The following is a 25,175-nucleotide window of genomic DNA, read 5'->3' as shown; positions in this document are numbered from 1 at the left end:
AATAGATTTCGATGGAACTGCCCGGTCAGAGACCCAGGACGTCGTCCATCGAATAGATCCCCGGTGTCCGACCATGGGTCCAGGCCGCCGCCCGCACGGCCCCGCTCGCGAAGACTGCGCGGTCATAGGCACGGTGCGAGAGTTCGATGGTCTCGTAGTTCCCGGCAAAGAGCACCGAGTGATCGCCGACGATATCGCCGCCTCTGACCACATGGACGCCTATCTCGTTCTCCCGCTCCTTCATCCCCTCGCGTCCGTAGACATGGGGGCGGGGACCGAGTTCTTCATCCAGGATCTCAAGGATGGTCTTTGCCGTGCCGCTCGGTGCGTCCTTCTTGTAGCGGTGGTGGGCCTCGGTCACCTCCACGTCGTACCCCTCGCGCAGGAGGCGCGCCGCCTCGCGGATCAGTTTCCAGAAGATGTTCACGCCGACACTGTAGTTGCTGGAGATGACCGCGGGGACGTGCCCCTCGACTGCCGTCCTGATCTCCTCGCGCTGTTCGACTGAGAACCCGGTCGTCCCGACGACCAGGGCAACGCCGCGCGATGCCGCGGCCTTGATGTTTTCGACCGATGCGCTTGCCACCGTGAAGTCGATAAGTACGTCGGGCCGCACCTCGTCAAGGAACTCGCCGATCTTCTCGGCCTCGACGACAGGTGCCCCATAGAAGGAGCCTTCCCTGATGTCGACGCCGCCGACGAGTTCGAGGTCTGGAGATTCTGTGACCAGACGCCCGATGATCGTCCCCATCCGTCCGAGGGCACCGCAGACAACGACCTTAGTCATAATGCCGCAGCACCTCCCTGAGCGCCTCGATCTTCTCGGTGTCGAGTTCGTCGAGCGGGAGGCGGACCGGCCCTGCGGCCATCCCGCGCAGCCCTGCGGCCGTCTTCACCGGGATGGGGTTGGTGTCGATGAACATCGCCCTGAAGAGCGGTGAGAGTCCGTAATGGATCCTCCTCGCCTCGACCAGGTCGCCCCTCCGGACGGCCTCGTACATCGCAACCATCCGTGCGGGTTCGAGGTCGGCGGCGACCGAGATGACGCCCGCCCCGCCAAGAGCAAGGATCGGGAGCGTGAGGGCATCGTCGCCTGAGAGGACGGCGAAGTCCTTGTCCTGCGTCTCTTCGATGATCATGGAGACCTGCTCAAGGTCGCCGCTCGCCTCCTTGATCCCGACGATGTTGGGGTGATCGGCAAGTTCAACGACCAGGTCGGGCCGGAGGTTCTGTCCGGTCCGCCCCGGGACATTGTACATGACGATCGGGATGTCCAGGTCGGCCAGGGCGGTGAAGTGTTTGATCAGTCCTGAGCGGTTCGGTTTGTTGTAATACGGGCTGATGACCAGGGCCCCGTCCGCCCCGAGGTCACGCGCCGCCTTCGTGAACCGTACCGCCTCGGCGGTGTTGTTTGATCCCGTCCCGGCAAGCACCGGGATCCTGCCGTCTGCCGCCTCCACCGCCACCCCGATCACCTGCTCGTGCTCCTCGAAGGTGAGGGTGGCAGATTCCCCGGTCGAACCGCAGGGGACGATTCCATGGACTCCTTCTTCGATCAAATATGCTATATTTGACCGGAGGCCCTCAAGGTCGAGAGCCCGGTCAGGCGTCCGTGAAAAAGGAGTAATAATAGCTGGATAAACTCCCTCGAACATGAGTAGGAGTTATGCCGATGTCCTTTTAGTATTTTGCTTCCTTGTGATGTAGCCGGCGACGCGGTTCCTGACACACTTGGAGTCGATAACTGAAAACTCAGATACGACCTGCTTGTTCTGCTCAAAATCGCCGGAGAAGCGTCCAGCGTGGGTTTTCATCATGTCCTGAGCGAGACTCTTGATATATGTTGGCTTTATTCCCATTCGCACCTATCCCTCAATTTTGTATCTTTAATGAGTCTTGACAGTTTAAGAATATTGTGCGCGACCTCCATCGGATCCTCGCCCAGGATCCGGATCATCGGCTCCTTGCCCACGGCCCCGCGGTCATAGATGATGTCCGGCACGCCGGTCTTGCAGCAGGAGGCGACCCCCCAATCCATTGTCTTTATTCCGGGCGGTTCCTGTACGCGGTCGAAGTACCTGATGTCGAGCATCATCTCTTCCAGTTCTTCGATGAGAAAATCGGCAAACCTGATGTTGGCGGCCGCCCGTACCCGCCGGTCGAACCGCATCGCTGTCAGGACGATCCTGGCCATATGGTCGCTCGTCCCGAAGGCGATCTCGCCGACAGGATGGACCTGATCGCCGAGTCTGACTATCCGACCCTCCACGGCGGCGACGTCTTCTGGACTCCGCGCCTTTTCCAGCGCATAGGCGATGTTGGTTCCGACTTCAGGGATGAGATCGGGATCCATCTCCTCTTTCAGGAGTTCGACCGCCTCGGCGAGCCGCCTGAGCGCCAGGTCGCGTTCATCTCCGGTCATGTCAGATCTCCTCGCCCTGAACCGGCATAATCCTACCGCGGGTCGAGTTCCTCTCTGCACCCGGCAATTTGTGTCGAGGGCGATCTGGTGGAAGTCTGTCAGGTCCATGAGTGCTCCGACCGCGGCGATCCGCTCCCGCGCGCACCAGGCGGCGAAGGACTTCTTTTTCAACTCTGTTCAGTCGCCGCCCCTCGGCTATCCTCATACGTGGAGGGGTTCGGGGCCCCCCCGGCGAGAGACGACGGTGAAGATTCTACGATTGAGGGCGGCACATCGGATCATCACGCCGTCCCACCTCCTCGTGCCAGGGAAGGCAGCGGCCCTGATCGTTCTAAGGGAAGTTTTTGTCTCTGCATATCAGTTATGGGAGCAAAATATGTGTCCGAACTCCCATCAAGAACTCCAGAATTGAACGTCAGGATCATTTTCATGGTTAGCCCTCTTCCAGGGTGAACATCGGGGGTTTGACTCCGCCCTTGCCCCTGCGTGACAGGTCGCTCCCCCATGTGACCGGGGCACATGCGGATAATATAGCCGTTGATGCTGTCGCCTGAAGTGCGTGTGGTTGTGCCGCTCCACCGCCCGGCAGCCCACTCCGGGAAGTCCATCCTCCCCGGGGATCCTGGCCCCCCTCGACACGGGGGCAGGTCACTTCATCCCCTCGCCGACGACCTCGACGTCGACGTCATGGAGGATCCTGATCGTCTCCCTGAGGTCGACATCCTCGCCGAAGGCTCTGGTGAGGGCGCGCATCACCGCGGCCCGCGCGGTGATGCCATGTCTGACGAGCGACTCGGAGACGACATCTCGGCCCGGGAGGGGCATGTGCATGGTCACGGCCCATACCAGGGTGATGGGTCATGACCCACAAAAGGATGAAAGACCGTCAGGAGAAGAGAAATAGGGGGACGGCAAAACAGGTGAGTATATGGACGCGCGTGTACTTGATGTGCTGACCGGGGCTGTAAGCCTGCTGCTCTTCGTCGTGCTGCTCGTCGCCCTGCCCGGGGTTGTCCCCGAGGGGATGAGGCCGGAGGGAACCGGGCTTGCCTACGTCGCCGCCTTCGTTATCTTCCTGGTCACGATGAGCGGCGCAGGCTATATCATCAAAGAAAAGATCAGCTGAAAAATCCGTTTATTCCTTTTTTTTGTTTTCTTGCTGCCATTTTTTGCGTCGATAATAGGAGAGCGGATGGCTCATAGTCTCGCAGAGTGCATTTTTGTGGACACAGAGCCCGTAGGTCCGCATCGTCGCGCACGAGGGAGCGGTGTACTCAGTTCCCGACCGACCGGAGATGTGCTCGACCTGGTACATTGTTATCGAGAGGTCGAAGTCGGGAGCGCGCTGGAATACCTCGGCGATCTGGGTCGTCGTGAGCCCGATGTTGTGGAGGAAGGCCGTGAGAGCGAACCTGCCCATATGCGAGAGGTTGGTCCCGGCGGTGACGGCATTGATGAGGGCGGCGATACAGGGGGGGAAGGAGGTCTCGTCCACCTCGCCGAACTCTTCGAGAGTCTTCTCTCTCAGGGCGGCGGTGAGTTCGTCGATATAGGGCTTGAGCGCATCGCAGAGCGACGTCGGGACATTGAGCGGGAGGTCTCTCCCGACGACGACGCGGATCCGCTCGCGCAGCAGTTCGCCCACCTCGGTGGTGCCGACGGTGACCGCGCCTTCCCGCACCTGCCGGTTGACCAGTCGCCAGCGGTCATCGCGAAGACGGGCGACGAGTTCCACATAGGTCGTGACCGGGATGGTCCGCGCATCGAGATCGATCCCGAGGCTCTGTGCGACATAGGCCCTGATCGCGGGGTCTTCGTCCTGAAGAGCGGCGGCGGCGCGTGCGGCCTCGTACCTGGCCAGCCGGTCCGCCATCATCCGGTCCTTTGTACAGGAGACCAGGACGCGGGCGACGGCATAGGAGAAGATGGATACCTCGGAGAGGGGCTCGGATTCGTCCTGGTCGACCTGGTCGGGGAAAAGCGCCGCCCTCACGCGGGCTGCCGCATGCGGGAGGACGATCTTGCCGACCTGACTCTCCAGGAAGGTGTCGATGGACCCGGTCCTGTCCCTGGCAAATGTCTGGGACTCCTGCAAAAAAGGATATCGTGCCAGATCCTTCAGGTCCAGGTCGATGCCCATTACTCGGCCTCTATCCGCGGGGCAAGGAGGTACTGGATGTGACCGTTCCCGTCGGCCAGGTCAAAGAGGAAACGCACCGGATGGTCGACGCCGATCTCCGCCCTGACCTTCTCGGTACGGGCCATGACCTTGCCCATGTCCTTGAGATAGTCGAGGGAGAAGAGGGAGCGCGCTTCTGCCGGCCGGATGTCGATGAGCTGGTCGCGCCCGAGTTCGAGTCTGATGTGGTCGGTGTCGCCTTCGGCCATCATAAAGAAGGTCTCGGCTTTCTCGTCTATCCCGAGTGCGATCTTGTCGGAGATGACGTCGGCGGCCTTGATTGCTGAGGAAAGAGCGCTGCCCGAGAGATCGACCTTGCCGGGGAGCTCGATCGCGGGGGGACTCGGATCCTTCCTGATAGTGTTGACGTCGAGGAGCGTGACCGAGTACTGGTAACTCCCGAAAGAGAGTTCGAGTCTGTGGCTGCCCTCGGCGAGGTTGAGGGAGAGGAGGTCGCCCTTTGACATCATCCCGAGGATGCTCTTCATCTTTGCGATATCGATCCCGAGTTCTTCAGGGGCGGCCTCGTAGGTCTCGAAGGCGTCCTTGCTCAACTCGAGGGAGACCATGGCGACATTGGCGGTGTCGACCGCGCATGTCCTGATCCCGGCTTCGTCGACGTGGAGCCGGCATTCGGTCACGAGCGCGGCCACCGCGTCGATCGACTCCCTGAAGGTTTCTGCATCAATCGTTGCTTTTAACATTACAAACCCCTTATAAGACTCTTTATACATTATAGCATGATATTTTTTATTCTATCCGGTACCGCCATAGGGCTCTGAAATAAAACGGTGATAAGGCAATGACATCACAATGGACACGGGACAGATATTATAAAAAAGCGATGAAAGAGGGCTTCAGGGCACGGGCCGCGTATAAATTGACCGAAATCCAGAAGCGGTTCTCAATGATCAGGGAGGACGACAATGTCGTCGATCTCGGCGCCGCGCCGGGGAGCTGGCTGCAGGTACTCCAGGGCCTCACGCACGGCCGGATCATCGGGGTCGATCTCAATTCGATCGCACCGATGGAGGGCGTCACCACCGTGGTCGGTGACTTTACCACTCCTGAAGTCCAGGAGGAGATACGAACACTCGCCGAAGGCACGGTCTCGGTGGTGACCTGCGATGCATCCCCCAAACTCTCGGGGGCGACGAGTTACGATCAGGCCCGCGCCATTGCTCTGGGAGAGGATGCCCTCACCTTTGCGGTCACGCTCCTCAAGGAGGGGGGGAACTTTGTCTGTAAGACCTTCCAGGGCGAGGACTTTCCTGAGTTCTATGCCGAAGTGAAGAAGCATTTCCACTCGGTGCGCACGTACCGACCGCCGGCTTCCAGGCGGGGGAGCCGGGAGGTGTACATCATCGCCAAGAACTTCAGGAGGAGTGGAGATGGTGCTTGAGGACCATTTCGGCCGGAAGGTGACCAACCTCCGCCTCAGTATCACCCCCAGGTGCAACCTCGACTGTTATTACTGCCATGCGGAGGGCGAGGTACAGCCGCGCGAAGAACTCTCGATCGAGGAGATTCGGGAGATCCTCAGAGTCGGGGCAAAGTTCGGGATCAGAAGTGTGAAGTTGACCGGCGGGGAACCCCTCCTCAGAAAAGACATCCTTGATATCATCAGGGCTGTTCCTGATGGGATCGAGGTGTCGCTCACCACCAACGGCACTCTTCTCGAAGGGCTCGCCCATGATCTTAAGGCGGCCGGGCTCTCGCGGGTGAATGTGAGCCTCGACACACTCAGGCCTGAACGCTACCGGGAGATCACCAAAAGAGATCTCCTCGACCGGGTGGTCAGGGGCATCAGGGCTGCGATGGACGCCGGCCTCACCCCGGTGAAGTTGAACATGGTCCTTCTCAAGGACGTAAACGAGGACGAGATCGATGACTTCCTCGCCTATGTCAGGGATACCGACGACCTCATCCTCCAGGTGATCGAGTTGATGGAGTTCAACGAATGCACTCTCCATGGAGATGTGGACCGTCTGGAGAGAGAGATCGCTGAACATTCGAAGGAGATCCTCACCAGGAGGATGCATCACCGCAAAAAATATTGTATGGATGGGGCTGAGGTGGAGGTGGTCCGTCCTCTCCACAACACCGAGTTCTGTGCCTACTGCAACCGTCTGCGGGTCACCTCAGACGGGTATCTCAAGCCCTGTCTGCTCCGGGCCGACAACCACGTCGATATCAGGGGCAAGCATGGGGAGGAACTTGAGGCCCTCTTCATGCAGGCAGTGCAGAGCAGGGAGCCGTTTTTCAAGTGAGCGGGAGGTATGATCTCTTTCTCACGCTTTTTCTGCTCTTATTTTCTGTTCCTACCCGTATGCAATGGTATATAGGATGACCGGGTAAACAGAGTGTATGAACGAACTCTTCGAGGATGAATATTTCAGAGTTCTGGTGAGGTATTATGGAAAGTCCCTCATCCTGGAGGATCCGAGTGACTTCCACCCGACACTCTCGTTTTATTTCTTCGATGCACTTGCGCACATCGAGCATACCCTGAGCACCTATGCCATCAACTATCAGGCGCCCAAGAACATGATGCACCAGGAGTACATGCGCTGGCGGCTTGATGAGGCGAAAAAGGACGACCGCCCGCTTTTCCCGGGCTTTGTCAACTGGCTCAAGGCAAACCATCCGGAGCGGTTTGAGAAACTCCCGATGGTCTGGCGGGGGGTCTATGATGAGGACAACCCGGCAGGTTACCGGAGTTTCAGGATTGTTCTGGACCCGGAGAGCAAGCGACCTGTACCTGCGGCGTTCTTCGCCGATGCGGTCGAGGAGTTCTTCTCCCGTACATTTCTCAACACTATCTACACGGAGGGATCGCTCGGGCGACTCTTTGAGGAGTACAAATCGAGCGTAAGCGCCTGAAGAGGAAGAAAAAGGATGGATGTCGTCGATCTCTGCAAAGACCTGGTCAGACTCAGGAGCGAGAACCCGCCCGGGGAGACGCGGGAGGTTGCCGAGTACATCCATACATTTCTTACGGAGATCGGGATCGAGAGTGCGGTCGTCTCCAGGGACGGTCGACGGTGCAACCTGATCGCGCGGCACCATAACCCACAACTTCTTCTTTGCGGCCATCTCGATGTCGTCCCGGCTATTGCCGACGGCTGGCGCCACCCTCCTTTCAGCGGCGTGGAAGAGGACGGGTGCATCTGGGGGCGGGGGAGCAGCGATATGAAGGGTGGGTGTGCCGCCCTGCTCACCGCTCTCAGGCGGGCCATCGATGAGGGGGAGGAACCGCCGGTTGAGGTGGTCTTTGTCTGCGACGAGGAGACCGGTGGGTGTTATGGGATGGAGTATCTCCTGGCCAGAGGTGTGCTCAGACCGTGCGACACGCTTATTGCAGAACCAACTCCGCCTCTCTCCCCGTGCATCGGACAGAAAGGTCTTGCACGGGTCTCTCTCTCTTTTAAAGGCGAGCCGGGCCACAGTTCTCTGTACCCCGCCATCGGAAAGAGCGCGGTGATGGAGGCGCACGAGGTCATCGAATATCTCAAGGCCCTCCATGAACGTGATTACCCGGTTAGTACTGAGATGGAGACGATCATCTCCCGCTCCTCCGTGGTGCTGGAGGATCTCTTCGGACTCAAAGGTCTGGACCATGTGCTCCGCCGGGTGATGTTCAACCCGGGCGTGGTCAGGGGGGGAGAGAAGGCGAACATCGTGGCCGAACACTGCGACCTTGACCTGGACCTGCGGATCCCGTGGGGGTGTACGGCCGGCGAGATCGTCTCCGAGATCGCGGCCCAGGTCCCGTCGGCGGAGATGAAGGTGACTGCGGTCTCCGACCCGTCCTGCACCTCGCCGGCGGCGCGGGTGACCGAACGGGTCTGTGCCGGGATCAGGCGGGTCTATGGGGAGGCGCCGGTCCCGATCTTTCAGTGGGCGGCAAGCGACGCGCGCCATCTCCGGAAAGCCGGGTTCCCGGCGGTGGAGTACGGGCCCGGCGAGGTGACGACGATCCATGGGGTCAATGAACGCGTCAACATCGAGTCGCTCATCCGCGCTGAAGAGATATTTTACGGGATTATTTCCTCATATTGTGCCCTATGAGTTCCCGGGGCAAATGCAAAATATTATATTGCACGGTGTTTTTCCCATTCTAAAATATATAATCTTGGCTCAGATCCGGCTGTAAAGTCATATATATCGAGAGATTGCATTCTTTCGTGATGAAAATTCCATACATTCTCCTTCCTCTTCTCATCTGCATGGCCCTGTTTGCCGCAGGATGTGCCGAGGAGATCCCTTCCGCTCAGGCGGGCGAGTCGTCACAGGGTGGTGGCACAACCGGTCCTGAAGAGACTCCCGGCACGGTGATGGACAGCAATCATGTCGCCGAGGTGACGCCCTATCCTACTGAGACCACGCCGACGCTCAGGCCGAGTGCGCACACCATGCCTGAACAACCGATAAAACAGGAGTACCCGATCGTCCTCCATGAAGAACTGAACAAATCCTCACTCTCAAAGGCGTGGTCGATCGATGTTCCCTGCCCTCCCATGATCGTCGAGGCCGAGGTGACGCCCGAGATCGAGAGCAGAAAGGTGCTGGTCACCCATGGGACGCAGGAAAAGTGGGAGACCGTGACCCGGCCCAGTGACAGGAGCAGGCTTACGCTCATCGTCAGGGACGAGAACGGGAACATCGTGACTGAAGATGGGTTCGGCGGACTCTACTCGACGGTCAGGGAGAAGGAACTGAGAGTTCTGGGACCGGGAAAATATCTGCTGGAGATGCATGGGAGTTGTGTGGACGTGAACCTGACAGTCAGGGTCGGGCAGATTGAGGAATCGGTCTGACCTGACCACCATTCTTCCAGAAGAGAGAAATGAATATATGGGATGACCTCCAACTCTATAAAGCACGTCTGCAGTGTCCCGGTAGGGTAGTGGATATCCTAGAAGCCTGCGGAGCTTTTGACCCGGGTTCAAGTCCCGGCCGGGGCGTCTCCATTTTTCGCATCTCAAATCTCTGACCAATAGGTCTGGACCTTGACTGAACATTTTTTGGCTTTGTAGAATCAGGCATGAACCCCTGGCTCAAGCATACGTGATGAAAATTTCTCGTTGCAGTTCTCCTGAGTGCGAAGGGATACTTGATTCCTCTCCTCGCAACAGGGCACCTGAAGGATACTGTTCAACTGCCGCCCCTCGGCTATCTTCATCCGTGGGGGGTCCGGGGGGCAACGCCCCCCGGTGCGAGACGGCGGTGAAGATACGGCGGTCGGGGCGGCACGTCTGATCGACGTGCCTTCCCCCATCTTCACGCCGGGGGCGCTGCCCCCGGACTCCTCCAAGGCGAGGATCGGTGGGGAGGTCGGTACCACGCGCGTCACGATCATTTTCTGGCAATCGTTATGCCCGTGCACCCCGACGCGAGAAAGGGAGATGGCGCGGCACCACAGGGAAAAAAAGGTACCAGACATTGAGTGATGACGCGCCGCCACTCGGAAATTTCTCACTCGGGGAAGGAATACACGAGGGTCAGGTCGCCGCGCCCCTCGTCGACCTGGGCCTTCGAGAGCGTGCATGGCTTCCCGAATCCTTCGGTGAGGATGCAGGCGACAAGACTGCAGACCGGACACCCGACCATGGTGCAGCACTTCGGAGACTCGGCACGTATGGCAGTGCAGCAGGAGAGAAGCCTGAACTTTCCCATGGTCACGACGATCCCATCGCCGCTCCGTTCCGCGGCGGCATTCTCGGCGACCTCAAGGACATCTGAGCAGACCTCCCGGATGCAGGAGAGGATCTCGGCTTCGTCGGCCGGGATCCTGAGTCCTGCATCATGCTTCAACTGTTCGAGGAGCGGAAGCCCCATCGGGAGGAATACCAGTCCTTCGGAACCGTCTGCCGTTGCAAAGGAGAAGTCTTCCCTGATCGTCGTTCCATGATACGACCCCGCCGGGATGAACTGGAGTATGGGGGAATCTTTCGTCTCATGAGGAAGGTAGACTCCGTCGCCCATCAGCCCGAGGTCTGAGGCCACCCGACTGAGGTTGATGGTGCCGGCGGCAGGGAGAGCACCGACATAACCGGGGTCGAAGGGCTCTCCCTTCGAGAGGGTGAGGAGGAAGACCCCGCCGACAAAAGAGGCGATCCCGCACATGGCCAGCGTCGCACTGGTCAGGTCACCGCGGTTGGTGAGATATGCAATCGTCAGCACCAGGGCCGCGGCCGCGATCAGCACCGTCCCTGCCATGAAATAGTCATTGTATCCATGTTGTTTCATCGTCCGATCTCCGCCCTGGATTTCATCTGATGTTCGGCAAGCCATACGAGGGAAAAAGCCAGGAGCACCAGTCCGCCCACGGCAAGCAGTGCGGTCACGACCTCGTCCAGGGCGGCGATCATCGCCCCTCCTGAGAGGACGAACCCCGCCCCGACGATCACCCATGGTGCCGATCGATCCTGGGTGGTGGCGAGCGCCGCCCAGAGCACCAGGAACTGGATGAGGATTGCGGCTTCCCATGACTTCCCGGCGGTGACCAGCACCAGCGGTTCGCCGCCGCAGAAAAGAAGAAGCCATCCGTCCGACCTCCACCTTTGCGCCAGACAGAGAGTTCCGAGATAGAGGAACGAGAAGAGGAGGGTGTCGAGCCATGCCCCGGAGAGAAGACCGGCCGCCAGGGCCAGGGGTACCGGGAGGAAGAGCACCGGCTTCACCGCACCGCCTCCGCTCCCCCTTCTGGACTCTCCGGGTGTCTGTGCCCGTTCTGTTTCCAGAGATCGACCGGAACCCCGGCCCGCTCCGCAATGCAGACCACAAAGTCAAGGTGGCTCCGATCGCCGTCCCGGCAGGAGAAGAGTTCGATGCGGCGGGGCCGGAGCCGCCACACCGCCTGTGTCAACTGCCGTTCGTAGACTGTCCGCTCCCGTCCTCTGAGGGTCGATCCATAGACCGCAGAGAGTCTCTCGCGATAGTCAGAGCCTGCTCGATGGCCGTTCCCATCTCCGTTTCCGTTCCCCGACCCATAGAGAAGGGCGTTCAGATTGGTGCGGAGGAAGGAGGGGGGGCGGGCGCGGTAAAAGTATGCCTCCTCCGCCGTCGTGTTCTCTCCGCCGGCAAGTGCCTGCATGGCCCGTGCATAATCGGCTTCGAGAGGCAGATAGACGAGGAGGTTGGGGCCTTTGACCGCCATCAGGGAGGTGCGGCCATGTGTCTGCACCGAAGCCGCGACCGCACTCCGCACCGCCTTTTTCAGGGCGGCGCGGGCATGCTGACTGACCTCTCCCCTGGGGAGGTCGACAAAGATGAGCGGCGGCCGCTCTTCTTCGTCGGCATACACCCTGACATGGAGGGAGTCCCGTTTTGCCGAAACTTTCCAGTCGATCCTGCGTACATCGTCACCGTCGACAAACTCCCTGAAGGAGCGTACCGTCCCGCCTGTCCCCCCTGAGGGGTGGCGGGACTCAGGCCCGGTGTCGTCCTGCTCACCTTTCTGAGTGATGAAACGACGTTCAGGCCGCACCATCAGTGTGGGGAGGCGCATGCCCTCTCCCCTGAAAGCGGCGATCCTCGGGAAGAAGAGGTCGGGGAGTCTGAGTTCCACCCCCCTGAAGACGACCTCCCCTTCGGTCGGGACGACCATCGAGTAGGAGATCACCTCTTCCTCGAGCAGGGGGCCAACGAGGGAGAGACAGGTCGATCCCCCGACTACCTGCACCCCGGCAGGTGGGAGGTCTTCGACCTCGATCCGGCACCCGGGCGGGAGTGCGGCGGTGACCCGCACCCGCACGCCGACCGTCGAGTCCTGCCTGACGGCCGGGTTCTCCAGTTCTCTGGTGACCTTCAGGCTGGTGACGACCATCGCAAACCGGCGATAGGCGACGGCGTACCTGATGAAGAGAAACGTGCCGACGGCACACGCTCCGAGGACCGCAGCGAGGCTATCCACCAGGAGCGAGAGACCTGCGAGTATTCCAAGATAAAGAAGAACTCCGTAGGCACCGCTCCCGACAGACACCTACTGCACCTCGACGGCGGCCAGGATCTCGTCGGTCACTTCATGGGCGGTCACGCCACCGAGGTCGGCCTCGCGCCTGATGACGAGACGGTGGGGAAGGGCGAGATGAGCGACCTGCTTGATGTCGTCGGGGATCACATAGGCCCGGCCATGGAGCGCTGCAAGGGCCTTCCCGCCCCGCACCAGGGCAATGGACGCCCTCGGGCTCGCACCGAGCCAGATGTCGGTATGGTTCCTCGTGGCAAGGACGATATCTCTGATATACTGGAGCACAGGTTCTTCGACCCTGACCGCACGGACCGCACGGATAAAACGCCCGATCCTTGCCGGTGAAAGGACCGGGGAGACCTCGGTGCTGTAGTTCTCCCAGTCAAGGAAACCTGTGCTCTCCCGCCTGATGATCTCGAGTTCATTCTCGGCGTCCAGATAGTCGAGCCTTGCACTGAACATGAATCGGTCCTTCTGGGCTTCGATGAGCGGGAAGGTTCCCTCGAACTCGTACGGGTTCTGGGTTGCGACCACGAAGAACGGACTTGAAAAGCGGTGTAGAGCACCGTCAATGGTTGCCTGCCGTTCGCTCATCGCCTCGATGAAGGCGCTCTGCGTCCTGGGGCTGACCCGGTTCATCTCATCGATCAAGATAAAATTCGAAAAAATTGGCCCCTTTCTCAGGACAAAGTCCCGACGTTCAGGGTCATAGATCCGCACCCCGACGATGTCTGCCGGCTGCATATCGACCGCACACTGGATCCGGCTGAAATCGCACCCCGAGAGGAGGGCGATCGTCTTTGCAATGACGGTCTTGGCTGTCCCCGGCACTCCTTCAAGGAGGATGTGCCCCTCGCTGAGCATTCCGATATAGATCATCTCGATGAGGGGTTCGTTTCCAACCACAAACCGGCCGACGGTCTCGGTTACCTTTCCATATGTCTCAGATATACCATTCAGTTCTGTTGCAACAAGATCAGGTTCCATCTACCCACCCACCCTGTACTTCTTTCTCCAGAGGACTGCAACGGCGAAGAGAGACGCAGCAAGCAGACCTGCCTGGAGTGACGGCGAATCCCTGAGGCCTGCAAGAAGCGCACGGTCCCGGGTTGCCGTCGAGGCCGCACCGTCCACCAGCATCGCACCGCGATATGACCTGAGGTTCCCGACAAAGGCCCTGTTCCCGCCGGGCACATCTCCCCCTTGCATGGCATTGATGAGAAGACTCGGGTCAGAGCAGACGATCACCTCGCCGGCACCGATCTCCTCCCTTGCAAGGAACGAAAAGGTCCCCGAAGGTTCACCGGCGTCCATCCTCCCGTCGCCGTTCAGATCCTGCCAGCTGAAGAGCCCGGAGACCATGAGGGGCTCGCCCCCGGTCACATGGGCGGGACGGTTGAAGGTGAGCGTCTCCACCCCGGCGAGGAGAGGATGGCCGGCGGCCGGGTGACCGTTCGGGAAGAACGATCCGGTATACGCGGTGTCGAGAGAGGAGATGTTCGCCGGCACCACCCTCATCGACGACCCGATACTCTGGAGTATGACATTTGATGCCCCCCCCTCGTCTGCGATGAAGATCGTGTTGTCCCGTCGAAGGTACGCTCGATAGGCACCGGGATCTCTCTCTCCGGACTCGAAGGCCGGTACGACAAGGAGGAGAAGCGAGTTTTCATAATTGCTGAGGAGGGCCGGGTCGGTGATCATCGTCCCTCCCTCTTCCAGCACGGCGTCGAAGAAGACCGAGGATCCGTTCCACCCCCGGTTCGAGATGCCGTACTCGTCGCCGGTCGTCGAGAAGTGGACAGAGAGGACGACCATCATCCCGAGGAGGAGGGCCGCCGTACACCCCCACGCCCGACTAATCGCGCTCACCCCCATAGTCGGAGTTCTGATCATACAACCGTTGCAGGCATGCTGTCTGCTCGTACGACGGCTCGGACCGGCCGTACCTCACCTTTTCATAGGCCCCGATAAATCCGGAGAGGCCGCCGGCCGGTGCCGCCGCCGTCGCAATGCCGAGCACCTCGCGCGGTGTCAGGGCGTTGTAGTTCCCGATCTTCTGATCTCTTCCGATCCTGGCGGCGATTGAGAGGTACAGGAGGCGGATCGCATCGCCGTACCGACCTCTTGAGATGAGGTCGGCGTAGCGTTCCTTCACCTCAGAAGGCGTCCACTCGCGGGCCTGCGAGACCGCGTCCGGTGCCGTTCCCGGCCACACCCCTTCGGGCGGGCCGACCGGCCGCCTGGGTATTGCGAGCAGATTCCTTGAGCGGCGTCTGGCCTGCCTGTGTCTGACCGCCAGCGCCACTCCTATCCCTGCGATCAGGACGGCCGCGGCCTTCATGACGAGGGCCGTGACCAGGGCGCCGGGCTCGGGTACATCCATCTCAACGGTGTCGCTGACGGTGTAACGGAGGGGGAGAGCCTCTCCGGAGACGGCGGCCCGCAATTCGCGAGGGCCGGGCTCGATACGACCGGTGCAGGAGTACGATCCCTCTGCATCGGTCTTTGCCGAGAGCGTGGTGCCGTCGTCGGATGTGATCGTGACCCCGGCACCCTCGACCGGCTCTCCCCGGCTGAGCAGGGTGCCGCTGCAGACGATATTCTCCTCCCAGCCCGATGCCGACGGCCCGACCTCCAGCGTGAGGGCGGCCGGGGCGGCCAGCACCTCGAATTCGGCCACCTCCGAGTAACCTCCGTCATGGGTGGCATAGAGGAGATGGCGGCCGGCACTGATGGAAGAGGCCGGGATTGCCGCCGCATACCGCCCGGCCCGGTCGACCGTCGCCGTGGTCCATTCCCTGCCGTCAAGGAAGAGCGAGAGCGTCTCCGCGGACCTCCCGGACGTCACGCCGGAGACCCGGACCGAGTCGCCGTACGAGACCGAAGGCGGACTGACCGAGATGCTCGGTGCAGGACGGCCGTCGTCGTGCCGCTCTCCCCATCCCTGCCGCGTGCGGTCGGTCTCGTCCACCACGCCGGCAAAGGCCGAGACGCTCTGGACATAGGATGAGACGGGGAGATCGTACTTTGTTCCGATATCGGTCATCGCCGTCTGCTGACCTTGATACCGCTTCAGGGCCTCTTCCATCTTCATCTGGAGCGCTTCACCCTCATAGGTGACAGAATAGAAATTTTCAGAATCTTTTTCGTCCTGATAGACTACCTCAAGTCTGGAGAGTTCGTCCATCCTTCTGCTCTCCTCGAGGAGTGTGGCGAGAGCGCCCATGTTCTCCATGTTCCCCTCGGTGAACTCGCTGATGTCGCTCTCGGTCATGTCGAGACTGACGACCAGATTGTTGAAGGAGCGGGAGGCCTCCATATAACGGACCAGATCTTCTTCAGCTTTTTCGAAGTCCTTCTCTCTGACGTGGAGGACGATCGTCCCGCTCTGGTCCATGAGGTCCGCCATCGCGGGGACGACCATATCCATCCGCCCGTCCTGGGCGCGTTCGTTTGGTACCGGTCGGGCATGGGCCGGTGTGGAGACAACCTGCTCATCCGAGTAGAGCACCGGCGATGCGAACATCCCGCTCAGGATGACAAGGCATACCAGGGAAAACGCCGCGACCATCCCTTTCAGGACCATTTTTCTCTTCATCAGATGAGAACCCTCGCCACTTTATCGATGATGACCGTTCCAAATACGACGAGTCCGGCGGCGACAAGATACTTGAGATAGAGTACATGGGAAGGCCTGACAAAGGTGGTGTCAAGCACCTCGACGAGGATGAAAAATCCGATCGAGACAAGTACCAGGAACACCATCAGGTCGACGCTCTTCATCAGGACGAGGAAGAGGGTCACAGCAAAAAGCCAGGTTATAAACCCCCCCGCAACGAGGTGCCTCCCCGGACGGCCCATCACCATCACCGATATCGGTTCTTGTATATATCTGTTGCGGGCAGGCAGGAAATGAATAGAGTGTGTTCAGTATATTTATATGGCGCTAATCTGATGTATGCGTGGTGATGAAAGAATGAAGGCATGGATTCAGATCCTGGCCGTGCTCCTTCTGGTCGCAAGTATGGTCCTGCCAGCAGGGGCCTTCACAGCGGAGGAACTGGACATCTCGGTCAATGAGAGTGGCGCGGCGACGATAGACTTTACGTACTCGCTCTCCTGGCTGGAGAAGTTCGCCGTCTTCCTCAAGATCGCCGACCCGACCGAGGAGTTTAAAAAGGCGCTCCAGAAGTACTCTGGAGGGCACAGCGTCGAGTCGGTTGCCATGGACGATCAGACCGCCTCCTTCCATGTGGAAGGGTTTGCAAAGGTACGTGCGGGAGAGAACGGGACGACGATCTACACGACCCCGGCACTCAACTTCGAGGACGCGGAAAAAGCGCTTAAAGAGTACTGGTTCGCTCCCCTCGTTCAGGCCGACTTCTCCCCTGCAGAGACCAGGATTGTATTCGTAGGAAAGGCCACAAAGACCTACAATGACACTTCAACAATACCGAAGATCTCTGTGGAACTGAACTAGGGTCGTGTCAGGAACAAAAGGTCGCCAATAGAATGTATCTGGACGACCAATCTTTTTTGCCGGGAAGAAATCGTCTGTACGGGTTTTTGTGCGGGAGTTGACCGCTCCTCGATCCCCCCATGTGAAGAGAGCGCCGGGGACGACGCCATCCTCTTCATGATCTCTCCTCTGCCTTCCCGGGGATCCGGGGGCAGCGACCCCGGCGCTTGAACGAGATCCTCTCTCTGGTGTACCGGCGCAAGGGAGGGGAATAATTCTACATCTTGAGACGCTGCTCTGAGCCATGTTCAATCGCGTATGCTTGAATCCGGGGTTCATGTCGATTCAACAGAGCCCGATCCAGGGTGATTGTTCATGCCCGGGATACTTCAGGATATGCTCGATATAAATTCCCCGGAAGATCCGCCATGAAAGTTTTTGATGCGGCATGCTTGAGGCGTGCTCCCGGCTCATGCTCTATTCTACAGATTCGAATGCCGAAAGGTTCGGGCAGGCCCCGGGCAGAACCGGAGTCTGCGAAAAAAATGAGAGCAACCGGGAAGGTCACTCCATGTTGTACTTGGTGATCAGTTCCTGCCAGTAGGGGTCGTTCATTAACTTGTCGAGCCCTTCGTTGAGAGAGTTGAGGAGGGCGGTGTCGCTCTTCCTGACGCCGATCCCGAAGTACTCGTGGGTGTCGATGGAACCGATCTTCTCGAGGTTCTTGCCGGCCATGACATCGTTGATGACCGTGCTGTCGAACATCACGGCATCGATGTTGCCGTTCTCAAGGTCGGTGACGGCCAGAGAGATGGTGTCATAGTGCTTCACGTTCTCCTTGGGCATCGTGCCGTTTGCAACGAGGTGCTCGTCCATCCAGATCCCGGCGGTGGTGCCGCGCTGGGTGCCGACGGTCGCCTTTCCGGCCATGACATCGTCCATGGTCAGGGACGAGTCGGTTTTGATGATCACCGTCTGGTTGACCTGCCAGTACGGGTGGGTGAAGTTGACCTTCTCCTCACGGTCGGGGGTGATGGTCATCCCTGAGTAGATGATATCGATGTTCTTACCCTCAAGTGACGTGACCAGGCTGTCGAAGGCGATCTGCCTGAACTCGACCTTGAATCCCTGATCTTTTGCGATCCATTCCATCGATTCGGTATCAAAGCCGGTGGGCTTGCCTTCTTTGTCGACCAGCGAGAAGGGTGGGTACGGGGCGTCGATGCCGACGATGTAGGTGGGCACATTGTCCGCCCCGGCCTCGGCGGAGGCACTGGGAGACTCGGTGCCGGTGCAGCCTGCAAAACAGGCGCACATCACTGCAGCACCGATGAGCAGAGCTGTGATGAATGATTTTGACATCAGAGAGAGGTTTGAGGGTGAAGTTAATATCTTTTTTTATGTAGTCGGCTGCATATTACATAGAATGGCGGTAACATCGTATTCTCAGTATCTTGGACTCTATGCGAAGGCCAGCACCAAGAAAGCATACGGCACGGCTCTCAGGAGGTTCCTAGATTATATCTACCCGCCGGATGTAAAGCGCCCCGCCTCGGACGCCGCAACCTATGATCATCTCTCTCTTCAATACCTTCGGGAGGATCGAGATATCCCTTCCGATCTCCGAGGTTTCGCCGTCGTCCTGAATCGATATGCTCCGATGACCGCTCAGTTATACCTCAGTGGCACATTTTCATGGCTTGAAGAGAACGAGATCGAGGTGTCCCGCTCCCAGCGGCGGCGGATCGGTCAGAAGATGCCAAGCGGCGGCCCTCAAACACGGGAAGCAGATGTAGATCATGTTGTCCTGAAAAAGATCCTTGCTCACATGGATCTCAAGGGGCGGGCTTTGGTCCTGACCCTGGCCAGCTCAGGAATGAGAATTGGAGAAGCCCTCAAACTCTCTATCCGAGACCTCGACCTCTCTCAGAGCCCGGCGACAATCAATCTCCCAGGGACGATCACCAAAAACGGTGCCCCCCGCCTGACCTTCGTTACCGAAGAGGCAGCGCAGGCATTATCAGAGTGGCTCAAGGTGCGAGACGAATATCTACGATCTTCCGCCTTCCGCAACTCCGGCCTAGTTGCCGCCGGCCACTCCAGGCCAAAAGATATCACAGCCGATGACCGGGTGTTCCCCTTCTCTCGCCGGAATGCCTGGGAGATCTGGGAGCGAGCCCTGACGGGAGCCGGCCTCCTGGAACGTGATCCGACAACGAACCGGCTGACCCGGACATACCACGGCCTTCGAAAGTTTTTCCTCAGTCAATCCAAGTTGGTGATCTCCGCTGAGATCCCGGAGGCCCTCAGTGGCCACCGGGGTTATCTCACCGACGCCTATCGACGATACACCAATGCCCAACTCGCAGAGGAGTACAAAAAAGCAGAGCCACAACTCACGATTCAGGCCCCCCAGGAGATCCGGGAAATCCAAAGTGAGTTCAGGCAAAAGATGGAAGTCCATTCCGAAATCCTTGAAAATCTGGTCAGTGAGAATATCCAACTGAAAAAGCGCCTGGAATCTGTCGAGGAAACCCAGGCCCAGGTGGATCACCTCGCCGCCATCCTCGCCGAGCACCAGGAGGTCACGAAGGGATCATAACTTTCATCTTACACCGATCTTCGATTTACTTTCACCCCGCGCATACGGGATGAATATTTCAGTATCGATACGAATTAGATGCAGTGATCTCATGATATCAAAAATCAGAACGAGCACCCCCTCCTCCCAAAGCCGCCAAGCATCCGAATGGGGAAACACTACTGGAGATTATAACTCAGAAAATGTTAAAGATCGCGTGGTCTCCCACGATGGGAGTGAAATGACCCTAGAACTTGTGATCACCTCCCCCATCTGTGATGAGTGGTATCGCCGAAACCCTCATGCTCGGCCAGGTATCCTTGAAGATCTCGCCACAGCCGGTGTGATCCTTATCGTCGATTCTCCCGCTCAAATGATGTCAAAATAGATTGTATGGAGGAATCCTTTTACAGAATATCTTTATATTTTGCAACTATGGCAGTAAGTTTATCAATTTGTTCTTCCCTTGCTTTAATAGATTCAAGTTCCGTTTTAAGAGCGGTGTTTTCAGATTCTAAGATGTCCAGTCTCTTTTTAACATCCTCGATATCATCTGATACTTTGCCTCGAATACGTTTGATATCATAATTAGTCTTGCATTCTCCTAGAATCGCAATTACAGCCTGATTTATATTGGGATATTCTCCCCTTTCTACCATATCCTTAAGCCAATCATAGGTAGATGGGGGCAATCTAGGGCTAATCTGGATATTCCTTTTTCTCGTACTCACACTCATCTCTCAGATCCGACTCTATGATAATTGTGATGTTATCCTATGCATGCATTGGATACCTTTATTTATATTCCCTGCACACCATGGATCATGTCCAAAGTCGAAATCCCACGATGGACGAATGTCAAAGTGTCAGGGCAAACTTGGCGCCGGCTGAGCGGGGAGAAAATCCCCGGAGAATCGTTTGATATGACGATAAATCGCCTGATAGACACTGTCCATTCTCAGGAGTCTGAGTAAGATGATGGAAAAATCGAGTGGCGCCCCCTCCTCCCAAAGCCGCCAAGCATCCGAGTGGGGAAGCGCTGATCACCACTCTCCTTCTGAGATTATCACCTTTTCGTCTGCTATTCTGCGCGCTCTTGCGATGAGGGATCATGCACGGGGTGAGGCATAATGTCAACTGCCAGCATACCCGCCGCTGGCGGCCGCCCTCGACCTGAAGGGGTGTTCACTCGGGCGATTGTGGAGGAGTTGATCAGGCGGTCGCCCTTCGTGTCGGACATCCGGGAACAGTTGGAGACACTTGAGGCCAAGGGGATCATCGTTGTCGTTGACGAGATGCCGCCGGCGGCGGTGGGAAGCGTGCCGAGGGGGGTGGCGTGATGCCCGGCCCGTGGCGCGTGTTTTCGCAGATCATCGGGGATCGGCGGATGTACATTGCCGGCCGTCAGATTGATCTGACTCGGCCCCTACACGGCGGCAACGTGGAGTACTGCGGTGGATATACTGAGGATCGGGCCGCGGTCGAACGGAAGGTATCTGATCTGGCCCTTACAAGGGGTGACGCCGAATGACCGTCCCTGCCGGGGTGGCGGCGGTCCTTCAGGCTGCCTATAAGGAGATCGTGGCGTGGTATGATGCCCGCCCCTCCTGTGTCCATCCTGACGGCATACAACTCAAAACCAGTAGTATTGTCCTGGTGGATGAGGCCTTTGTCGATGTTGCCCTCCTCAAAATTAACGAGATCGCCCAGCGATACGATCTGAACTGGAGCGTCGATGGCACCCTGGATGATTGGGTCTGCCATGTGGTTATCTGGCCGAGGATCCCGTCTAAACTGCTGGAGGACAGCCCATGAGCGCCGCCTCTCTCCGGGTGCCGGGCCCTCTCCAGGGTGCCGTGCATCCCTATCTGGTGTTCGCCACCGTCCCTGAATTCTGGCTCAACCTCGGCCGGGGCGAGCGCAAGTGCATGATGCGGTATGCCTCGCCGACCGACCTCGCCCTCATGGCCGCCATGGAGGATCCCATTGACTCTCTCGCCGAGGAGACCGCCCATCTCAAGCGGGCGGCCCTGGCGGCCGAGGCAATCCTATATAGGTTGTCTCTCCTGCGGGAGGATGAATTTGCAGTGCTGGAGAGGCACGGCCTCACCCGCGGCCACCTCACCGAGGTCGCCAATTCGGGCCTCCTCGCCCGTCACCGCGTCACCCGCGCCGAGTCTGAGGGGGTGGCCTGAGTGGACCCTCTTCTTGACGATCTGCTCCTTGAGCGCCTCGCCGAACTCGAACACCGGCAATGGGCCCACTGGACTGCCTACATGCTGGATAATCTCGATGAGTATCACATCGGCCGGTGGCGCCGCCAAACTCGACCGCCTCCGGGAACGTCTAATAGCGGCCCAGGAGGCTGCCGCCGAGGGTCGGGAGGTGGCCTAATGCCTCCAGTCACCCCCGCCGAGGTGCGCACCGCCTCCAGGGCGTTTTGTCAGGCCGTCTCTGACCTCGGCCCCTGGACTCGTCCGGGTGATCTGTCCTCTGTCCGGCTGGTGACGCCGGCCGGGATCCTGAGCGGGCCGCACGCTCTGGAGACGTTCGAGGCTATCCAGAGGGGGTGGGATCTGTGACCGCCCCCAAAACCCTCTTCGACATCCTCCAGGAGACCGGCATGACCCTGAACTTCCACACCCACTTACGTGGCAGTCAATGCGCATGGCGCAACGGTGACGAGTGCCGGTGCTACGGCTGTCCGGGGTGTCCGGGCGGGGTCGCAAACAACCCCTGCCCGGGTGCCGGATCTGTCTGTCGGCACAGTCCAGGGTGTAGCGGTTGCCCTCGCACCTGTGATCTCTGGGATGCCGACGACCGGCGAGATTCGGGGGAGGACTGGTAAAAATGCAGGCCACCCTCACAGCCTTCTCTCCCGTCAATCCGGCCTGGCTGGATCTGGTCCTCTCCAGGGACGGCAAGGACTTCGAGTTCACGCCGGCAATCAGGGATCTCAGGGGATCAAGTGGGTGTCGGCCCATGACCGCCCATCTGTGTATGCACAGTTTCACCGATGGGGGTCTCTGTAATGTCCGTGGGGATCCCCTCTTCACGGGTTACTGTCGCTTGAGGCATCGAGGAGATACCACTCTCCCGACCTACTGCAATCCGCAGTTCTGGCCCTGGTATCTCTGTCCCCATTATGCTCCACGGGAGGCGAGCCCGTGATCCTGGACATCACCGAACCAAACGCGGGTGGGTGGATCAACGTCACCGGCATCGGTCCCGGCTGGAGTCTCGTGCCTGATCTCTCCTGGTGGCCGTTCTTCTGGCCGGTCCTCGGCTTCATCGTGGGGCTCCTGATCGGTCTCCACTTCGCCGGCATCGTCCGCGCCGTCCTGAAGCACTGATACCCCCAGGTGATCAGGACGGACGCTGCCCCCCTTACCGCCGGGTCCAATGGCCCCCTTCACTTTTTTGCTGGAGATCGGTCTGTCGATCTCACCAAGATGATTCTCGGCGGTGCAAAGTTCACCGTATTGTATGATCGGGTCTGCTCGGTCCTCAACCACCCTGGAAAATCTGGAGATGCACTCTATCACCGGCTGCGCCGGCGGATCCAGAGGTGGGAAGAGGCGGGTTATGTCCGTCTTCACCACAATGTGATCGACCCTCTCAGTGTCGAACCACAGCAGAAAAAAGGCCTGTACGTAGATGCTACCCCTAACATACTTAACTTGATGCAGGAGGTGCAAAACTCCAAGAGGCTTTGCACACCTGCCTTTTCTTCTTCCGATTCAGAAAAGGAGACCAAACGGCGGTTTTCGATCCTGCCATCCTTCTTCCCGAAACGAGTAAGTCATGAACGCCGGGTCGCCATGGCCAGGGCAATGCACCTGCGGTATTACCCGCTCTTTGTCCGGCCCGATCCCGAACACCTCAACCCAGAGTTGGAGGCATGGATCAACCGCCAGGACCGGCTCTTCCAGGAGTGGCTGGTGAACTGCGAGAACAACCGGATCGTACTCGAGCATTGTGGAGGGGCTGACGGTCCTGATCATGTGGTCTTACCGATCACGACCAGATTCAACAACGCCGGGCGAAAGGTCGAGATGCTGAAAAAATTCGAGACAGCAATTGATAATAGCCTGGAATTATTCGACAAGGCCGTCTTCCTCACTCTCACCACTGACCCAAAGATCTGGATGTCTCCTGCTGGCTCTCCCCAGGAACGGATAATCAAGGACAAAGACGGGAATCAGTTGGCTCGGTTCAATTTTAAAGGGAAAGGACTGTCCCTATACGATGCCAACCGGCACGAATCTATAGCCTGGCGGGGCTGGTATGAGGCTGAGGTCCACCGGCGCAAGGTGAGGATCCCCTACCTGCGAGTGATCGAATTCCAGAAGAACGGCCTCATCCATGACCATATTCTGTTATTTGGTATCGACTGGATTAAGGACTGGAAACAGTTGGCCTATGAATGGGGGATTGAACGGGAACAGGGTTTCATGGTCCATGCCTATGTTGTCAGGAACCGGAATGGCCGTTGGGAATGGAAAGACTCTAAAAACCGGCCGCAGGATGCCAAGAAGGAAGAGAATCCAGCGGATTATCTGAAGAAGTATCTAAAGAAGGCCCTGTTTACAGAAGAGGGTTTCTGGAACTACTGGACCTTCAACAAGCGGTTTTTCACGATGAGCCAATCTCTCCGCTATCTTGACGAAGGAGCAGAGATCAAGGCGGCAATGAAAAAGGCGGTTCAGCGGTGGAGACAGGAACACGGTCCACACTATCAGTTTAAGGGGGTGTTCCACCGGGACGATCTTCCCGATGCCCTTCGGCGCCTTGAACGTCCTCGAGTACGCGGGTATGAGGATCCTCTGATCTACAACGACCCGGCCCACATTCCCGGCCCACTGGAGGAGGAAGAGAACGAACGGGAATACTGGAGGAAACGAAGAGCAGAAGAGAGTCTATCTTTCGCCCCTGCTACCAGTCTACTCAGCAAGAGCGGAGCGGCTGATCTGAAAGGGCTCAGCCTCGCCGACTTCATGTAAAAAAGAATATCGATTAAAAGTTCAGGAGATCATCATCATCTTCAAACCAACGATGCCCACAGTCAAAACAGTCATAAATTAACGAGTAGCCATCTGTCCCCCCTTCAACATCTTCACTACCGCATTGAGGGCACTTGACCGGCTTATCAAATATATTCCATGAGGCGATCTTCTCCCCTTTTCCGGGTTGATCCCCTTCGCTTCCATCTCCAAATCGTTCGTAACACACATCTCTCTGGATCACGGCATCTTGAATCATCGTTTTTAGATCTGGGGATCCATCCTCATGGACATAATGTTCATCCATCTCTATCATGTCATCGAGTTCTTTTCTTTCTGCCTCAGTTAGGGGCTTGCCTTTTTCCAATCGACGTAACAATCCCTTTTTTCCCATGATCACTATCCTTGTAATTCGGATTATTCAACTTTCCCATTCGCATCCAGTGAAAAGAAAAAAGGCCGTCTCCCAACACCTCCCCCAGGATCCCGGCGCCCCCCTCGCCCCTGGTCGACTTCACGTAGGCTCGGCAGACAAAGAGATAAAAAAAGGGCT

The 25,175-nt window shown here is 58.4% G+C and carries 33 protein-coding genes and 1 tRNA gene; 17 read left to right on the top strand and 17 right to left on the bottom strand.

The annotated features are described in order from the left end of the window. Positions 1 to 25 precede the first annotated feature (25 nt). From dapB to RJ40_RS02575, 5 genes are all read right to left on the bottom strand, one after another. Positions 26 to 787 (bottom strand): 4-hydroxy-tetrahydrodipicolinate reductase, encoded by a 762-nt coding sequence (gene dapB / locus RJ40_RS02595; protein WP_265581798.1) that lies wholly within the window; start codon positions 785 to 787, stop codon positions 26 to 28. Beyond that, positions 780 to 1,655 (bottom strand): 4-hydroxy-tetrahydrodipicolinate synthase, encoded by an 876-nt coding sequence (gene dapA / locus RJ40_RS02590; RefSeq protein WP_265581797.1) that lies wholly within the window; start codon positions 1,653 to 1,655, stop codon positions 780 to 782. The genes dapB and dapA overlap by 8 nt, the downstream gene beginning before the upstream one ends. A 9-nt stretch (positions 1,656 to 1,664) precedes the next feature. Then, the gene (locus RJ40_RS02585) at positions 1,665 to 1,859 is read right to left on the bottom strand and encodes a 30S ribosomal protein S17e (protein ID WP_265581795.1); all 195 of its coding nucleotides are present in this window, start codon (positions 1,857 to 1,859) and stop codon (positions 1,665 to 1,667) included. Then, complete coding sequence (locus RJ40_RS02580; RefSeq protein WP_265581794.1) at positions 1,850 to 2,593, bottom strand: thiamine-phosphate synthase family protein; 744 nt, start codon at positions 2,591 to 2,593, stop codon at positions 1,850 to 1,852. The genes RJ40_RS02585 and RJ40_RS02580 overlap by 10 nt, the downstream gene beginning before the upstream one ends. A gap of 477 nt (positions 2,594 to 3,070) precedes the next feature. Beyond that, on the bottom strand, positions 3,071 to 3,253 hold the full coding sequence (locus tag RJ40_RS02575; protein WP_265581793.1) for a hypothetical protein: 183 nt from the start codon (positions 3,251 to 3,253) through the stop codon (positions 3,071 to 3,073). A 97-nt stretch (positions 3,254 to 3,350) separates the two neighbouring features. On the opposite strand from RJ40_RS02575, the gene RJ40_RS02570 reads away from it, so the two are divergent. Beyond that, entirely contained in the window at positions 3,351 to 3,548 is a 198-nt protein-coding gene (locus RJ40_RS02570) for a hypothetical protein (protein WP_265581792.1), read from the top strand. A 9-nt stretch (positions 3,549 to 3,557) separates the two neighbouring features. Here the strand turns inward: RJ40_RS02570 and priL are convergent, their stop codons facing one another. Together priL and RJ40_RS02560 are read right to left on the bottom strand one after the other, a co-directional pair. After that, positions 3,558 to 4,562 (bottom strand): DNA primase regulatory subunit PriL, encoded by a 1,005-nt coding sequence (gene priL, locus RJ40_RS02565; protein ID WP_265581791.1) that lies wholly within the window; start codon positions 4,560 to 4,562, stop codon positions 3,558 to 3,560. Further along, positions 4,562 to 5,305, bottom strand: coding sequence for a DNA polymerase sliding clamp (locus tag RJ40_RS02560; protein WP_265581790.1), 744 nt, complete (start codon positions 5,303 to 5,305; stop codon positions 4,562 to 4,564). Before RJ40_RS02560 ends, priL begins: the two co-directional genes overlap by 1 nt. A gap of 98 nt (positions 5,306 to 5,403) precedes the next feature. Between RJ40_RS02560 and RJ40_RS02555 the strand changes: the two genes are divergently transcribed. From RJ40_RS02555 to RJ40_RS02530, 6 genes are all read left to right on the top strand, one after another. Beyond that, complete coding sequence (locus tag RJ40_RS02555; protein ID WP_265581789.1) at positions 5,404 to 6,003, top strand: RlmE family RNA methyltransferase; 600 nt, start codon at positions 5,404 to 5,406, stop codon at positions 6,001 to 6,003. Further along, a complete protein-coding gene (moaA, locus tag RJ40_RS02550; protein WP_265581788.1) occupies positions 5,993 to 6,871 on the top strand; it encodes a GTP 3',8-cyclase MoaA in 879 nt (292 codons plus the stop codon). Before RJ40_RS02555 ends, moaA begins: the two co-directional genes overlap by 11 nt. 97 nt (positions 6,872 to 6,968) lie before the next feature. Beyond that, positions 6,969 to 7,484, top strand: coding sequence for a hypothetical protein (locus RJ40_RS02545; protein WP_265581787.1), 516 nt, complete (start codon positions 6,969 to 6,971; stop codon positions 7,482 to 7,484). A gap of 15 nt (positions 7,485 to 7,499) precedes the next feature. Then, positions 7,500 to 8,672, top strand: a complete 1,173-nt coding sequence (locus RJ40_RS02540; RefSeq protein ID WP_265581786.1) for an ArgE/DapE family deacylase — start codon at positions 7,500 to 7,502, stop codon at positions 8,670 to 8,672. Positions 8,673 to 8,791: 119 nt separating this feature from the next. After that, a complete protein-coding gene (locus tag RJ40_RS02535) occupies positions 8,792 to 9,421 on the top strand; it encodes a hypothetical protein (protein WP_265581785.1) in 630 nt (209 codons plus the stop codon). A 75-nt stretch (positions 9,422 to 9,496) separates the two neighbouring features. Beyond that, a tRNA-Arg gene (locus RJ40_RS02530) sits at positions 9,497 to 9,568 on the top strand. A gap of 511 nt (positions 9,569 to 10,079) precedes the next feature. Here the strand turns inward: RJ40_RS02530 and RJ40_RS02525 are convergent. Genes RJ40_RS02525 through RJ40_RS02495 form a run of 7 tightly spaced genes read right to left on the bottom strand, consistent with a single transcriptional unit; the run spans position 10,080 to position 16,440 of the window. Continuing rightward, positions 10,080 to 10,853 carry a hypothetical protein gene (locus RJ40_RS02525; RefSeq protein ID WP_265581784.1) on the bottom strand — a complete coding sequence of 258 codons (774 nt, stop codon included), beginning with the start codon at positions 10,851 to 10,853 and terminating at the stop codon, positions 10,080 to 10,082. Continuing rightward, positions 10,850 to 11,287, bottom strand: a complete 438-nt coding sequence (locus RJ40_RS02520; RefSeq protein ID WP_265581783.1) for a hypothetical protein — start codon at positions 11,285 to 11,287, stop codon at positions 10,850 to 10,852. The genes RJ40_RS02525 and RJ40_RS02520 overlap by 4 nt, the downstream gene beginning before the upstream one ends. Beyond that, entirely contained in the window at positions 11,284 to 12,588 is a 1,305-nt protein-coding gene (locus tag RJ40_RS02515; RefSeq protein WP_265581782.1) for a DUF58 domain-containing protein, read from the bottom strand. The genes RJ40_RS02520 and RJ40_RS02515 overlap by 4 nt, the downstream gene beginning before the upstream one ends. Beyond that, positions 12,589 to 13,563 (bottom strand): AAA family ATPase, encoded by a 975-nt coding sequence (locus RJ40_RS02510; RefSeq protein ID WP_265581781.1) that lies wholly within the window; start codon positions 13,561 to 13,563, stop codon positions 12,589 to 12,591. Continuing rightward, positions 13,564 to 14,448, bottom strand: a complete 885-nt coding sequence (locus tag RJ40_RS02505; protein ID WP_265581780.1) for a DUF4350 domain-containing protein — start codon at positions 14,446 to 14,448, stop codon at positions 13,564 to 13,566. Then, positions 14,435 to 16,177, bottom strand: coding sequence for a carboxypeptidase-like regulatory domain-containing protein (locus RJ40_RS02500; RefSeq protein WP_265581779.1), 1,743 nt, complete (start codon positions 16,175 to 16,177; stop codon positions 14,435 to 14,437). The genes RJ40_RS02505 and RJ40_RS02500 overlap by 14 nt, the downstream gene beginning before the upstream one ends. After that, on the bottom strand, positions 16,177 to 16,440 hold the full coding sequence (locus RJ40_RS02495) for a hypothetical protein (RefSeq protein WP_265581778.1): 264 nt from the start codon (positions 16,438 to 16,440) through the stop codon (positions 16,177 to 16,179). The genes RJ40_RS02500 and RJ40_RS02495 overlap by 1 nt, the downstream gene beginning before the upstream one ends. 115 nt (positions 16,441 to 16,555) lie before the next feature. Between RJ40_RS02495 and RJ40_RS02490 the strand changes: the two genes are divergently transcribed. Continuing rightward, on the top strand, positions 16,556 to 17,059 hold the full coding sequence (locus RJ40_RS02490; RefSeq protein ID WP_265581777.1) for a hypothetical protein: 504 nt from the start codon (positions 16,556 to 16,558) through the stop codon (positions 17,057 to 17,059). A 543-nt stretch (positions 17,060 to 17,602) separates the two neighbouring features. Here RJ40_RS02490 and RJ40_RS02485 read toward each other — a convergent pair. Then, a complete protein-coding gene (locus RJ40_RS02485; protein ID WP_265581776.1) occupies positions 17,603 to 18,400 on the bottom strand; it encodes a transporter substrate-binding domain-containing protein in 798 nt (265 codons plus the stop codon). Between RJ40_RS02485 and RJ40_RS02480 the strand changes: the two genes are divergently transcribed. Continuing rightward, positions 18,384 to 19,640 carry a tyrosine-type recombinase/integrase gene (locus RJ40_RS02480; protein WP_265581775.1) on the top strand — a complete coding sequence of 419 codons (1,257 nt, stop codon included), beginning with the start codon at positions 18,384 to 18,386 and terminating at the stop codon, positions 19,638 to 19,640. The two genes, RJ40_RS02485 and RJ40_RS02480, sit on opposite strands and share 17 nt — an antisense overlap. 386 nt (positions 19,641 to 20,026) lie before the next feature. Here the strand turns inward: RJ40_RS02480 and RJ40_RS02475 are convergent, their stop codons facing one another. Further along, complete coding sequence (locus RJ40_RS02475; protein WP_265581774.1) at positions 20,027 to 20,350, bottom strand: hypothetical protein; 324 nt, start codon at positions 20,348 to 20,350, stop codon at positions 20,027 to 20,029. A gap of 450 nt (positions 20,351 to 20,800) precedes the next feature. Here RJ40_RS02475 and RJ40_RS02470 point away from each other — a divergent pair, with 450 nt between their 5' ends. The 8 genes from RJ40_RS02470 (at position 20,801) to RJ40_RS02435 (ending at position 24,622) form a co-directional block, all read left to right on the top strand. Then, on the top strand, positions 20,801 to 20,959 hold the full coding sequence (locus tag RJ40_RS02470; RefSeq protein ID WP_265581773.1) for a hypothetical protein: 159 nt from the start codon (positions 20,801 to 20,803) through the stop codon (positions 20,957 to 20,959). Positions 20,960 to 21,146: 187 nt separating this feature from the next. Further along, positions 21,147 to 21,434 carry a hypothetical protein gene (locus RJ40_RS02465; protein ID WP_265581772.1) on the top strand — a complete coding sequence of 96 codons (288 nt, stop codon included), beginning with the start codon at positions 21,147 to 21,149 and terminating at the stop codon, positions 21,432 to 21,434. Continuing rightward, complete coding sequence (locus RJ40_RS02460) at positions 21,431 to 21,814, top strand: hypothetical protein (RefSeq protein WP_265581771.1); 384 nt, start codon at positions 21,431 to 21,433, stop codon at positions 21,812 to 21,814. Before RJ40_RS02465 ends, RJ40_RS02460 begins: the two co-directional genes overlap by 4 nt. Before the next feature lie 198 nt (positions 21,815 to 22,012). Beyond that, positions 22,013 to 22,201, top strand: coding sequence for a hypothetical protein (locus RJ40_RS02455; RefSeq protein ID WP_265581770.1), 189 nt, complete (start codon positions 22,013 to 22,015; stop codon positions 22,199 to 22,201). Further along, a complete protein-coding gene (locus tag RJ40_RS02450) occupies positions 22,198 to 22,467 on the top strand; it encodes a hypothetical protein (RefSeq protein WP_265581769.1) in 270 nt (89 codons plus the stop codon). Before RJ40_RS02455 ends, RJ40_RS02450 begins: the two co-directional genes overlap by 4 nt. A 2-nt stretch (positions 22,468 to 22,469) precedes the next feature. After that, positions 22,470 to 22,790, top strand: a complete 321-nt coding sequence (locus RJ40_RS02445; protein ID WP_265581768.1) for a hypothetical protein — start codon at positions 22,470 to 22,472, stop codon at positions 22,788 to 22,790. Beyond that, complete coding sequence (locus RJ40_RS02440) at positions 22,787 to 22,972, top strand: hypothetical protein (RefSeq protein ID WP_265581767.1); 186 nt, start codon at positions 22,787 to 22,789, stop codon at positions 22,970 to 22,972. The genes RJ40_RS02445 and RJ40_RS02440 overlap by 4 nt, the downstream gene beginning before the upstream one ends. Positions 22,973 to 23,071: 99 nt before the next feature. After that, positions 23,072 to 24,622, top strand: coding sequence for a replication endonuclease (locus RJ40_RS02435; RefSeq protein WP_265581766.1), 1,551 nt, complete (start codon positions 23,072 to 23,074; stop codon positions 24,620 to 24,622). Positions 24,623 to 24,635: 13 nt separating this feature from the next. Here RJ40_RS02435 and RJ40_RS02430 read toward each other — a convergent pair whose 3' ends face one another. Then, positions 24,636 to 25,016: a zinc ribbon domain-containing protein gene (locus tag RJ40_RS02430; RefSeq protein ID WP_265581765.1), complete on the bottom strand. Its 381-nt coding sequence runs from the start codon at positions 25,014 to 25,016 to the stop codon at positions 24,636 to 24,638. Between the last annotated feature and the right edge of the window lie 159 nt (positions 25,017 to 25,175).

Origin of the sequence: Methanofollis aquaemaris (genome assembly GCF_017357525.1) — an archaeon.
GTDB classification, from domain to species: Archaea; Halobacteriota; Methanomicrobia; order Methanomicrobiales; family Methanofollaceae; genus Methanofollis; species Methanofollis aquaemaris.
This window is presented reverse-complemented; position numbering and strand designations above follow the sequence as displayed.